We start from the raw sequence: 12,959 nt of genomic DNA, 5'->3' as shown, positions 1-12,959 counted from the left end.
GGAGGAGTGCCACCCAGTCCTAATGATGTTCTCAGCAGCAATTCTAGCCAGTTTAATTGGGTGGAACCAGCGGTAGGTGGAAGTCCGCAAGTAGAAGGTCTCATACCATCCCTCGAAATTCGACCAACAGAAATTATGCCTGCTCAAGGTTGGGTAATGGACGATCGAGAACAAGTAACGCTGGTAGCGTATAATTCTGGTGGTGCATCTCTTCGCAGTCCGAAATCGACGGGTGTTTGCGTACCTCGATAGGTACTCTTCAGGTTTTAGCTAATCCCTCGCTATTTTCCTCATACTAAATTAACAGGAATTAAAAGATGCCCCGCCAATCTTCCGCCCTATTTTTTGCATTTTTACTGCTGTTTCCTTTTCCCGCCATCGCCCAAATTATTCCCGATAATAGCTTGGGTACAGAAAGTTCGCGCATAGTTCCCGACACGATTAATAACTTACCATCCGACAGAATAGAAGGCGGCGCAACTCGCGGAGTAAATTTATTTCACAGCCTGCGCGAATTTAACATCCGTCAAGGGCGGGGAGCATATTTTGCCAATCCCAGCGGAATTGCCAACATCTTCACCCGCGTTACAGGTGGCAACCCTTCTAATATTTTAGGAACTCTGGGAGTTTTGGGAAACAGTAACTTGTTTTTGATTAACCCAAAAGGGATTGTTTTTGGCCCCAATGCTCGGTTAGATTTGCGCGGCTCGTTTATCGGTGCAACTGGTAGCGGCATTCTCTTTGATAATGGCTTTGAATTTAGTGCAGCTAATTCTAATGCAGTGCCATTGTTAGCAATCAATATTCCTGTGGGTTTAAGATTTAGAGACAATCCTGGCACAATTGTCAACTCTTCCCAAACAATGGCTCCTACATCAGCCTTACCGCCTCTACCCATAGAAATTCCGGCTTTTGAAAAACTCGGTTTAGCAGTAGACCCCGGTCAAACTTTAGCATTAATTGGCGGTGACATTCAACTGCAAGGAGGAAATTTAACAGCTTATACTGGACAAATTCTTCTGGGAAGTGTGAAAAGTCCAGGTTTAGTACAATTTGAACCAACAGCTTTAGGTCTGAATTTAAACTATGACAATATTTCCAACTTCGGCAATATTGAAATGAACGGTGCGTTCATCAATACCAGCGGATTAGGAGGTGGGAAAGTCGATATTCGAGGTGGAAACATTAATCTTAATGGTTCAGGAATTTATGGACTCACACTCGGAAATATTGATGGTAGAGGCATTAATATCAATTCCCAAAACTTACGACTAGAGGGGGGGGCGCAAATTTTCGCCTCTACACTGGGAGAGGGGAGAGGAAGCGATATCAACATCCGCGCTACTGACTCAGTAGAAATGATCGGGTTGGGAATTGAGGGCTATCAGCAGCTTACAGAAAATTTTCAGACATCAGGAACAGGCAACCCCTTCATTTCGCAAATCGTTCTGTTTACTAGCGCTATTGGCAGTGGAGCAGCCGGAGATATTAACATTGAAGCCGGACGGCTGTTGATGAGCAATGGGGTAGTGGGCGGTGCCCCCACCTTTGGTGCTGGCAATGGTGGAAATCTGAGTATCCGCGCCCAGAATGTCGAACTCGTCAGTTCGGCGCTTTATAACGGCACAACGAACGCAAGCACTGGTCAAGGCGGAAACATCTCTGTTGAAGCGCAACGGTTAATACTGCGCGATGGCGGTGCGTTTGCGAGCTTCAGCCTTAGTGATGGAGCATCGGGGAATATCGCGATTAAAGCGAGTGAATCTGTGGAATTATCGGGTAGTCTTCCTGGAGGTCTAGGGCAAACTCGGCTCGGCACGAATACTTTTGATGGGAATGGAAAAGGTGGGGATATTAGCATCGACACTAAGAGGCTGAGTGTTTCTAATGGAGCCACAATTAGTTTAACGACTGGTGCAATTTTTGGCACAGTTGTGTTTTCTACAAGTGGGGGGACGGGAGGAAATTTAACTGTGAGAGCCTCCGAGTCTGTAGAAGTGAGCGGCGAGTCACGATTTTTGGGGAATGCGGGCTATGTAGCAAGTTCTTTTGTTACTCAAACTGCAAGTTCTGGTAGAGGTGGAGATATCCGCATCTCAACACCTAAACTAAGTGTGCAGAATGGCGGGGTTATTTCTGCAGCTTCTTTGGGTATAGCAGATGCAGGAGATATTACAATTAATGCCGATCGCTTACAAGTGCAAGGTATTGGGAGTAACAGTGGGTTGAGGAGTGGAATTGAGGCTTCGGTTGGTAGGGCGTTTAATGCTGTAAATCCCACTGCTAGCGGAAATGCAGGCTCGTTGAATTTGAATGCTAATCAATTGATTATCCGGGATAGTGCAGTAGTTAATGTTCAATCTTCAGGAACAGGTAGGGCTGGCAATATTAACGTTGTAGCCGATTCAATTTCCCTGGATAATAAAAGCATAATTGATGGCACGACTGTCTCTGGTACAGGGGCAAATATTAACCTTGAAGCGCAAGACATTCAGTTGCGGCGCGGCAGTAGAATCACCACGGATGCAGGTATTTCTGAGGGCGGTAATATCAGGATTAATAGCGATATTTTGGTAGCTTTACCGCGAGAAAATAGTGATATTACAGCTAATGCTCGCACAGCTAGGGGCGGACAAGTTACGGTCAATGTACCAAATATTTTTGGCTTTACAAGCCTTAACCGCGAACAAGCCAGGAGTAGTTTAGGACTGACTGATGCTCAATTTGCGGCCTTACAAGTAAATCCAACTTCTCTAGTTCCTACCAGCGATATTGCGGCGATTTCCCAAAGTAGTGGCCCGGCTTTGCAAGGTAGTGTTACATTTAGTGCTTCAGGGGTGAATCCTGCTCAAGGTTTAGTGGAACTGCCACAAAATGTGGTCGATCCGGCTGCTTTAATTGCGGCAAATCCCTGCACGCAAGAGGCCGAGAGCGCATTTACTGCTACTGGGAAAGGAGGAGTGCCACCCAGTCCTAATGATGTTCTCAGCAGCAATTCTAGCCAGTTTAATTGGGTGGAACCAGCGGTAGGTGGAAGTCCGCAAGTAGAAGGCGTCATACCATCCCTCGAAATTCGACCAACAGAAATTATTCCCGCTCAAGGTTGGGTAATGGACGATCGAGGAGAAGTAAGGCTGGTAGCCTATAATTCTGGTGGTGGTGCATCTATTCGCAGTCCGAAACCGACGGGTGTTTGCGTACCTCGATAGGTACTCTTGAGGTTTTAGCTAACCCGTCGCTATTTTCCTAATACTAAATTAACCAGACTTAAAAGATGCAGCATCAATCTTCCGCCCTATTTTTTGCATTCTTACTGCTGTATCCTTTCCCTGCGATCGCCCAAATCATCCCCGATAATACCCTGGGCGCGGAAAGTTCGCGCACAGTTCCCGATACTATCAACAACTTACCCTCAGATAGAATCACTGGCGGTGCAAGTCGCGGAGTAAATTTATTTCACAGTTTACGAGAATTTAATGTGGGTGAAGGCAGAGGAGCATATTTTGCCAATCCCAGCGGAATTGCGAATATTTTTACCCGCGTTACGGGTGGCAATCCTTCTAATATTTTAGGTGTGTTGGGAGTCCAAGGAAATGCTAACTTATTATTACTTAATCCGAAAGGGATTATCTTTGGCCCCAATGCTAGGTTAGATTTACGCGGCTCATTTATCGGTTCAACTGGTAGCGGAATTCTCTTTGATAATGGCTTTGAATTTAGTGCGGCCGATGCTAATACAGTGCCATTGTTAGCGATTAATATTCCTGTGGGTTTAAGATTTAGAGAAAATTCCGGCACAATTGTCAACTCTTCCCAAGCAATTGGCCCCACACCAACCTTACCGCCACTGCCCGTAGAAATTCCTGTTTCTAACAAACTTGGTTTAGCAGTAGATCCTGGTCAAACCTTAGCCTTAATTGGTGGAGACATTCAACTACAAGGAGGAAATTTAACAGCTTATACCGGACAAATATTACTCGGAAGTGTTAAAAGTCCCGGTTTAGTACAATTTGAACCAACAGCTTTAGGTCTGAATTTAAACTACGATAATATTCAGAACTTTGGCAATATTGAAATCAACAGTTCGTTGATAAATACCAGCGGATTAGGAGGTGGAAAAATTGACATTAGAGGTTCAAACGTCACCGTCAGTAGTTCGGGAATTTATGGACTGACACTGGGAAATATTAATGGTAGAGGCATTGACATCAACGCCCAAAACTTGCGAGTAGATCAAGGGTCGCAAATTCTCGCCACTACACTGGGAGATGGAAAAAGCAGCGATATCAACATCCGTGCTACTGACTCAGTAGAAATAAGCGGGATTGGCTTTGAGAGCTATCAACAATTTTTAGTTAATTATCGGACATTGAGAACAATCGATCCTTTCGATCCGCAAATTGTTCTGAGCGCTGGCACTGTTGGCACTGGAACTGCTGGAGACATTGCGATCGATACTGGACGCTTGCTGATGCGCGATGGAGTAGTAGCAGGTTCGGTCAGTTTTGGTACGGGAAATGGAGGAAATATCAACATCCGTGCCAACGTTTTCGATCAGGCTGGTTCTACGCTCAGCAATGGGTCATTACTGGGTAGTAGTGGCACAGGGGGAAACATTACCGTTGCCGTCCAGAAATTAATCGTGCGCGATGGTGCTATTCTCACCACTACCACCACCAGTGAGGGAGCAGCAGGGAAGATCGACATTAAAGCGACTGAATCAGTAGAAGTTTTAAGAACGCCCCCTGGGAGCGTTCTGCAAACTTTGATCGCCGCCGCCTCTATAGATCCTAATGGGAAAGGTAGAGCCGGGGATATTACGATCGACACCAAGCAATTGATTGTTGCCCAAGGAGCCGGAATTTCCGTATCGAGCGGTGCGACTATTGGCAATAGTCTCTTTTCTAATGGGGGCCCCGGAGGTAATTTGACAATTAGGGCCTCTGAGTCGGTAGAGTTAGCAGGCATCTCTGGACTTTTGGCAAATGGACAATACAATATTAGTTTCCTCGCCAGTGAAACCAGTGGCTCTAATCAGGGAGGCAATATTGACATTGCCACGCCCGTGCTGACTGTGCGGGATGGGGGAGTAATTTTCATGTCTGCTTTTGGTACGGGAAATGCAGGTAGCATCACGATTGATGCCGATCGCGTAGAAGTGAGTGGCACTGCTCTTGACGGTCAATTGATTAGTCAAATTGATGTTTCGGCGGGTAATTTATTTGGCATTCCCATTCCCAACGCTACGGGAAATGCGGGTTCAATTAATCTAAATGTCGGTCAATTGATTGTCCGGGATGGAGCAGCGATCAACGTCCGGGCGCAGGGTATTCCTAATGCTGGTACTCTCACAGTTGTAGCTGACTCAATTGCGCTTGATAACAAAGGCAGCATTAATGGCACAACTGACTCTGGTGGTGGGGGAAATGTTAACCTCCAAGCGCGAGATATCCAGTTACGACGCGGTAGCAAAATTACCACCGATGCAGGTATTTCTGACGGTGGAAATATCAGAATTAATAGCGATATTCTGGTAGCTCTCCCACGAGAAAATAGCGATATTACAGCTAGCGCTCGCACAGCTAGGGGCGGTCAAGTTACGGTAAATGTTCCGAATATCTTTGGTTTTTCAGCCGTGACACGGGAACAAGCCAGAAGTAGTTTAGGACTAACTGATGCTGAATTTGCGGCCTTACAAGTAAATCCAACTTCTCTAGTTCCTACCAGCGATATTGCGGCGATTTCCCAAAGTAGCGGCCCGGCTTTGCAAGGTAGTGTTACATTTAGTGCTTCAGGGGTGAATCCTGCTCAAGGTTTAGTGGAACTGCCACAAAATGTTGTCGATTCGGCTGCTTTAATTGCGGCAAATCCCTGCACGCAAGAGGCCGGGAGCGCATTTACTGCTACTGGGAAAGGAGGAGTGCCACCCAGTCCTAATGATGCCCTCAGCACCGCTCCAGCGCCGTTTCCTTGGGTGGAAGAGGCCGGAAGTTCGGCAACAAGCAATGTAGAGGATTTAACCGATGTAACCGATCGAGGGAAGAAGGAAGAAGGGGAAATCCGGGATCGGGAAGTTGTTCCGGCGCAAGGTTGGGTGGTGAATGCGAAAGGAGAAGTTATGCTTGTTGGATATAATCCGGGTAATGCTGCTGACTCTCGCAATCCTCAACCGATTTCTGTTTGTGTACCGCGTTGAAATTAGGTTTTTTTTGACCGCAGATGTAGGCGGATTAACGCGGATTAACGCAGATAAATGATAAGATGTATTTGGGTTAATTGGTATGTGTGTCTGCGGTTGTAATTTTATTTTTTAAATATGAAGTTTACCCGATCGCTCCGGCAAGTAATTCTGTTATTTGTGATTTCCTGTCTGCTAGCAGTTGCGATTCCTCCCGGAGTTGCTCAGGTTAATCCACCACAAGCGGTGCAGCTTGTCCGACAAGCTCGAACTCTGTACCAAGAGGAACGTTTTTCGGAAGCTGTACCGTTGTTGCAGCAAGCGGCGGCCCAGTTTGAGGCAAAAGGGGAAAATCTCGATCGCGCCACAGCTTTGAGTAATTTAGCTGCAACCTACGGGCAGTTGGGGCTTTGGGAAGAAGCAGAAAAAGCTGTCAATTCAAGTTTGTCGGCTGTGCGAACACAAGCCAACACTCCCGAACAGCAGCGGATTGTGGCGGAAACTCTCAACATTCAAGGACAGTTGCAACTTGAACGGGGGCAGCCTCAAGATGCGATCGATATTTGGACACAAGCTGCTAAAATTTTCGAGCAAATTGATAGAAAGAACCAACTTTTTCAAGTTGAAATTAATCAAAGTCGGGCTTGGGAAATTCTCGGACTTTACCCCAGAGCTTGCAAAATGCTGTTAGCTTCTTTCAAGCTGGAAAACCAAACTTGCGAAGTTTCGGCAGCGGGTTTGGAAACTTTGAAAAATCAGCCTGTTTCTCTCGAACAAGTCCGGGCAACTCATGCTTTAGGGCGGGTATTGCGGGTTTTGGGACAACTGGAACGATCGCAGGATGTGCTGTCGCTTGGACTCGAAGCAGCGCAAAAATTAGGTGCCCGCCCAGAGGAGGCTGCAATTTATCTCAATCTGGGCAATACGGTACGGGCTAAAAGCAATAAACCGGGTTTGACACCGGAACAGCGGGGTGATTGGGAACGCTTTGCCCTAGAGTATTATGCTCGATCGATCCAGGCGATCCCGGATCGATCGCCCCTACAAATTCAAGCAAAGTTAAACCAATTGAGTTTGTTGGTCGATCGCAAAGATTGGTCTGAGGCAGAGGCTTTGTGGCGTTCTCTCGAACCTCAAACCGCTCAATTTGGGTCGAACCGCGCCGGACTTTACGCTCAAATTAATCTAGCGCAAAGCTTGATGAAATTAGCTCAGTCGCCTGCGGAAACTTTGAGTTTAAGCGATATTGACACAATGCTCGATCGCTCGGTCGAAAAAGCAAACAGTTTGGGCGATCGACGAATACAAGCTTATATTCTGGCAGCGAAAGGCAAACTATCGGAAATCCAACAGCAGTATCAGAAAGCGGAAAATCTCACAACTGAGGCTTTGACTTTAGCACCGGCGTTTCAATCTCCCGATATTGCTTACCAATTGTTTTGGCAACTGGGACGGATTCGGAAAGCTCAGGGAAATACAGAAGGGGCGATCGCTCAATATACTCAAGCTGTGAATGTACTATCTTCTCTGCGGGGCGATTTGGTGACAGTCAATCCCGAAGTGCAGTTTTCGTTTCGGGAAAGTGCCGAACCGGTTTATCGGGAATTAGTCGGGCTGCTTTTGCAAGACGAAACTCCCAGTCAACCTAAATTGAAACTAGCGCGCCAAACGGTGGAATCTTTGCAGTTGGCGGAATTGGACAACTTTTTTCGGGATGCTTGCGCTGATGCTAAACCAAAGTCGATCGAGGAAATTGATCCGACAGCGGCGGTGATTTATCCGATTATTTTGAGCGATCGTTTGGAGGTAATTTTGTCAATTCCCGGCAAACCCCTGCGCCGCTACACTACTGTGAAGTCTCAAGCTGAGTTGGAAACTGCCTTCAGACAAGCCAAAAATACCATCAGGCCTGCTGCTTTTCCCCGCGACAGGAGGCTACCTGTTGAACAGGTTTACGACTGGTTAATCCGCCCCGCAGAGGCGGATTTGACCGCCAGCGGGATTAAAACCCTGGTATTTGTGCTCGACGGTTATTTGCGGAATCTGCCGATGGCGGTGCTGCACGACGGTGAAAAGTTTTTGGTAGAAAAATACAGCATTGCTTTGGCGCCAGGATTGCAATTGCTGGCACCGAAACCGCTGAACAAAGTCAAGTTAAGAGTGCTCACCGCTGCCCTCTCGGAAGCACGTCAAGGCTTCTCGGCTTTGCCCGGGGTGACGCAGGAAGTTCAACAAATTGCAGCCGAGATGCCGGCGAGTTCGCTGCTGAATCAAGATTTTGTCAGCGGGCGGTTGCACGATCGAATTAAAGCTTTGTCTTACCCGATCGTCCATTTGGCAACTCACGGTCAGTTTAGCTCGAATGCGGCGGATACTTTTATTGTGACTTGGGATCAGAAAGTGAATGTTAAGGAGTTCGATCAACTGCTGCGAGCCCGCACTGGGGAGAAACAACAGCCGATCGAACTTTTGGTTTTGAGCGCTTGCGAGACTGCTTCGGGCGATAACCGCGCGGCTTTGGGTTTGGCGGGGGCGGCAATTCGATCGGGTGCCCGCAGCACCGCCGCCACCCTTTGGCAAGTCAACGACGAATCTACAGCTATCTTTATGACTGAGTTTTACCGGCAGCTTGCTTCTTCTAAAACCAGCAAAGCTGAAGCCCTCCGCAACGCTCAATTAACTCTGTTGCAAAACCAACAGTATCAGAATCCGTATTTCTGGGCACCTTTCGTGCTAGTGGGAAATTGGCAGTAATTTATACCAATTTTAAAAAAGAATGCAACAGTATTCTTGTCCCCCCCCTTAGCAAGGGGGGGCTAGGGGGGTCGAAGAGTGTTGCACGATTTTAGAGAAATGGTATTAAGATTGGGAATTGGGCATCGGGCATCGGGCATCGGGCATCGGGCATCGGGAATTGAGCATCGGGAATTGGGCATCGGGCATCGGGCATCGGGCATCGGGAATTGGGCATCGGGCATCGGACAACAGCCAACTGACAACAGCCAACTGACAACAGCCAACTGACAACTAACTCAAATGCAGTTGGTTTTTTGTTAAAGTTTGTAAACTGTTAAAAGTGCTTTCTGCATCTAATATTTTTTCGAGGAGTCCCATGAAGCAACTTTTGATTGCTGAGCGCTTTTGCTTAATTGCCCACGTCTTATCAATGGCTTTTGGATTGGCAGGGTTGCTGCTGATTTTACCCCGTCCCGAATTGGTGATGAGTTTGCCACCAGCAGGGCAAACGCTATTCCAGTGGGGGATGGCTGGGGGTGGAGTAGTTTATATCATCTTTGGTGCAGCAGCAGTTGCTCTCTATGCCTTGCGGACGTTGGGTTTGGGTGCAACTCTGGCCTTTTTAGTGCCTTCTGTGTTTTTGTCCTTGAGTAGCGAGTTGTTGGGAACGAGTACGGGTTTTCCTTTCGGGCACTACCACTATTTGAGCGGTTTGGGCTACAAAATTGCAGGGCTGGTTCCGTTTACAATTCCCCTCTCGTGGTTTTATCTGGGACTGGTTTCATACATAATTGCTCGCGCTGGAGTAGGTGGCGGTAAAGGTGAACTCAACTGGGTGCGCCAAATAGGGGCGATCGCCCTTGGTGCTTTGCTGCTAACAGCTTGGGATTTTGTACTAGATCCGGCGATGAGTCAAACTTCTGTGCCTTTTTGGGAGTTTGAGGAACTTGGGGCTTTCTTTGGGATGCCTTACCGCAATTTGGCTGGCTGGATGGGTACGGGGGCGCTATTTATGTCTGTAGCAGCTTTCTTGTGGAGAAAAACACCGATTAAATTAGAGCGCTCGGAATTGGGTTTGCCCTTAATTGTTTATTTGGTAAACTTTGCTTTCGGAGCAATTATCACTGTAGTTTCCTTGGATTCTCGGTTCTGGTTCCCGACATCGCTAGCGGTGCTTCTGGGTGTAGTTCCGGCGATCGCGTTAAGCTGGATCGCTAAACCCGCAACAGGTGACGTAACCGAAACAATGCCGTCTTTGGAGACATCTGTTCTCACGGCTGAAATTCCACCTCAGCCCGTGGGCGTTTTGCGTAAGTGAGTTGCTACTGAGCAACCCCGGCTGATTTAGCAAAAATTTACACTAAATTTTGAGCTAGTTTAAAAACCCGGTTTCTACAAGAAACCGGGTTTTTCAGTGGCGATTTTTTCATTCCCAATTCCTGTAATATGTTTGAGGTCAAAATTTAATAAAATTTTTTAAATTGATACCACTTACAAAAAAAATGAACTGTAAATAAGCTCCCAACCCATATCCCGTAAGTCATTCCCCATTCTTGAATTTTTCCATAGTATGGTTTTCCCGATCGCCCCTCACCTGTTCTCCCAACCGCTGACAAGTCTCATCCCTGTCGCACTCTTGCTGCTGCAATTGCCCGCCGCAGCCATTCTTATGTCGCGTTTGATTAAAGGCCCATCGCGCATCCCGCCCCTGGAACCCGATTCGCCGACGCTGGATTTGTTAGGTGCTTGTACTGCGGTAGTACCGACTTTGAACGAAGCCGATCGAATTTCGCCTTGTTTGGAAGGATTAACCAGCCAAAGTTACGAACTCCGAGAAGCGATCGTGGTTGACAGCTATTCGGTAGACGGAACCGGAGATTTAGTCAAAGCCGCAGCACAAAAAGACCCCCGGTTTCGCTTGATTAACGACGATCCGCTGCCGGCGGGTTGGGTTGGGCGTCCGTGGGCGCTGAATGCGGGTTTTTTAGCAAGTTCCGAGAAGTGCGAGTGGATTTTGGGGATAGATGCGGATACTGTGCCGCATCCGGGTTTGATTGCGAGTTTACTCAAAACGGCGAAAGCTGGAAATTACGATTTGATTTCGCTCTCGCCGCAGTTTATCCTCAAGTATCCGGGGGAGTTGTGGCTGCAACCTGCTTTGTTAATGACTTTGGTTTATCGGTTCGGGCCGACGGGGACTGGCGGGGATGTGCCGGAACGGGTGATGGCGAACGGTCAGTGTTTCTTGTGTAAGCGCGAGGTTTTGGTGGCATTAGGGGGCTATGAGGTCGCAAAAGGTTCTTTTTGCGATGATGTGACTCTGGCTCGCTATGCGGCTGCTAAGGGCTTTAAGGTGGGCTTTTTGGATGGGGCTAAGGTGTTGAAGGTGCGGATGTATGAGGGGGCGATCGAGACTTGGAATGAATGGGGTCGATCGCTGGATTTGAAAGATGCTGCTTCGGGCGGTCAAATTTGGGGCGATTTGTGGCTGTTGCTGGCGGTTCAAGGTTTGCCTGTGCCGATTGTGTTGTGCTATTTGCTGTTTGGTTCGCTGCCTGCGGTTGGTGTATTTCCGCACTTTTGGCTGTTGGGATTGAATGTATTTTTGGTTGCAGTGCGATCGGCTTTGTGTTTCGCGATCGCCCCTTCCTACGATACAACTCAGGCATCTGGTAAATGGCTGTTTTGGCTGTCACCTTTGGCCGATCCCCTGGCGTTTTTGCGAATTCTCATTTCTGCTTTAAATCAGCCTACTCAGTGGCGCGGCCGAAAGTATGAATAATCGTTAAATTTTTGCTATAGCAATCCTAAATCATTTGTGAATTTCTTACTCCCTCCCCTTACCAAGGGGAGGGTTGGGGTGGGGTAAAAATTTTACGACTCATTTAGGATTGCTATAGACCTTTTAAAATTGGTAGAAGTGCGATCGCTCTTTTGGATCGAATGGGCGATCGTACTTTTCTTGATTTCCTAAATCAACCGGAAATTAGCCGATGTAATCGAATTCGCACTCACTCCAATCATCACACCTAACTCTTGTCCTGTCAAGACATTTTTGATGAGAGTTCCCTGAGTATTTTGAGTTATTGCTAACTGGCTAAAGCTCAAACCTCCGGTTAGTGCGATCGAATCTTGACCGATAGTAAAATCAGCAATAATATCAAATCCTTGACCTGAATTTAAGACAAAGATATCGTTACCGCTACCGCCAATCAAACTATCATTCCCCAAGTCTCCGTAAAGAATATCATCACCTTGACAACCAGTGAGAGTATCTTTGTCTTCGCCTCCGTAAAGAGTATCATTTCCTTCGCACCCTCCCAGAATATCTGCTGCTTCATCACCACTAATTAAATCATTACCTGCACCGCCGCAGATGGTATCCGAACCCTGGTTGCCAAACAGGTAGTCATCACCTTGACTACCAAGCAGGATGTCATTTCCTTTGCCTGAAAATAAGGTGTCATTATCCTTGCCACCATCGATGAAGTCATCATTTCTATTGCCATAAACGATGTCATTACCTTCGCGACCATTTATGGAGTCATTGCCTTTGCCTCCAAAGATTAAATCATTGCCCAAGTCGCCAAGAATAATGTCATTATTTTCATCTCCAAATAGGATGTCATCGCCACTACCACCGCTGATAAAATCATTGCCTGTTTTGCCGTTGAGGATGTCGCTGCTGTCGCCACCATATAAGTTGTCATCCCCTGATTTGGCATCGAATATGTTGCCAGTGTTGCTACCTAAAAACTTGTCATTTTGGGATGTACCTATTTGAATGCTGGATACACCGATGATAGTGTTTGCAACTGAGTTAGGTTGGTTTAAGTTGGGATAAACAATATCGTCGCAGATGCAATCATCGTTGGGAATGTTATTAGTTATTGGTGTGGGTGTGGGTGTTACCGATGGCGTTGGCGTTGGTGTCGGAATTGGTATTGGAGTTACCGATGGCGTCGGTGTCGGAATTGGTGTTACCGATGGCGTTGGCGTTGGTGTCGGAATTGGTGTTGGAGTTACCGATGGTGTCGGAATTGGT

8 protein-coding genes are annotated in these 12,959 nt (G+C 47.2%); 7 read left to right on the top strand and 1 reads right to left on the bottom strand.

The genetic code is table 11. The features are described 5' to 3' along the window. The 7 genes from QUA43_RS29880 to cruG all read left to right on the top strand — a co-directional run. On the top strand, window positions 1–252 hold a 252-nt coding region (locus tag QUA43_RS29880; RefSeq protein WP_333379308.1), incomplete at its 5' end, for a hypothetical protein. 65 nt (window positions 253–317) lie between these two features. Then, window positions 318–3,209, top strand: a complete 2,892-nt coding sequence (locus QUA43_RS29875; RefSeq protein ID WP_333379306.1) for an S-layer family protein — start codon at window positions 318–320, stop codon at window positions 3,207–3,209. A gap of 65 nt (window positions 3,210–3,274) precedes the next feature. Further along, window positions 3,275–6,196 carry a two-partner secretion domain-containing protein gene (locus QUA43_RS29870; protein WP_333379304.1) on the top strand — a complete coding sequence of 974 codons (2,922 nt, stop codon included), beginning with the start codon at window positions 3,275–3,277 and terminating at the stop codon, window positions 6,194–6,196. A gap of 120 nt (window positions 6,197–6,316) precedes the next feature. Continuing rightward, a complete protein-coding gene (locus QUA43_RS29865; protein ID WP_333379302.1) occupies window positions 6,317–8,932 on the top strand; it encodes a CHAT domain-containing protein in 2,616 nt (871 codons plus the stop codon). Window positions 8,933–9,031: 99 nt separating this feature from the next. Beyond that, complete coding sequence (locus QUA43_RS29860) at window positions 9,032–9,202, top strand: hypothetical protein (RefSeq protein WP_333379300.1); 171 nt, start codon at window positions 9,032–9,034, stop codon at window positions 9,200–9,202. 88 nt (window positions 9,203–9,290) lie between these two features. Beyond that, window positions 9,291–10,232 (top strand): gamma-carotene 1'-hydroxylase CruF, encoded by a 942-nt coding sequence (gene cruF, locus QUA43_RS29855; protein ID WP_333379298.1) that lies wholly within the window; start codon window positions 9,291–9,293, stop codon window positions 10,230–10,232. A 252-nt stretch (window positions 10,233–10,484) separates the two neighbouring features. Next, the gene (gene cruG / locus QUA43_RS29850) at window positions 10,485–11,696 is read left to right on the top strand and encodes a 2'-O-glycosyltransferase CruG (protein WP_333379296.1); all 1,212 of its coding nucleotides are present in this window, start codon (window positions 10,485–10,487) and stop codon (window positions 11,694–11,696) included. 188 nt (window positions 11,697–11,884) lie between these two features. Here the strand turns inward: cruG and QUA43_RS29845 are convergent. Continuing rightward, the coding region (locus QUA43_RS29845; RefSeq protein ID WP_333379294.1) for a calcium-binding protein at window positions 11,885–12,959 on the bottom strand (1,075 nt) is incomplete at its 5' end.

The organism is Microcoleus sp. N9_B4 (assembly GCF_036701635.1).
GTDB lineage: Bacteria > Cyanobacteriota > Cyanobacteriia > Cyanobacteriales > Microcoleaceae > Microcoleus.
Note: the sequence above shows the minus strand (reverse complement) of the source record. Positions and strands in the feature narration are given on the sequence as shown.

What these genes read in the sequence shown, in the direction of transcription:
- QUA43_RS29875 (WP_333379306.1), top strand. Translation starts at nt 318, where the DNA reads ATGCCCCGCCAATCTTCCGCCCTATTTTTTGCATTTTTACTGCTGTTT.
- QUA43_RS29870 (WP_333379304.1), top strand. Translation starts at nt 3,275, where the DNA reads ATGCAGCATCAATCTTCCGCCCTATTTTTTGCATTCTTACTGCTGTAT.
- QUA43_RS29865 (WP_333379302.1), top strand. Translation starts at nt 6,317, where the DNA reads ATGAAGTTTACCCGATCGCTCCGGCAAGTAATTCTGTTATTTGTGATT.
- QUA43_RS29860 (WP_333379300.1), top strand. Translation starts at nt 9,032, where the DNA reads ATGGTATTAAGATTGGGAATTGGGCATCGGGCATCGGGCATCGGGCAT.
- cruF (WP_333379298.1), top strand. Translation starts at nt 9,291, where the DNA reads ATGAAGCAACTTTTGATTGCTGAGCGCTTTTGCTTAATTGCCCACGTC.
- cruG (WP_333379296.1), top strand. Translation starts at nt 10,485, where the DNA reads ATGGTTTTCCCGATCGCCCCTCACCTGTTCTCCCAACCGCTGACAAGT.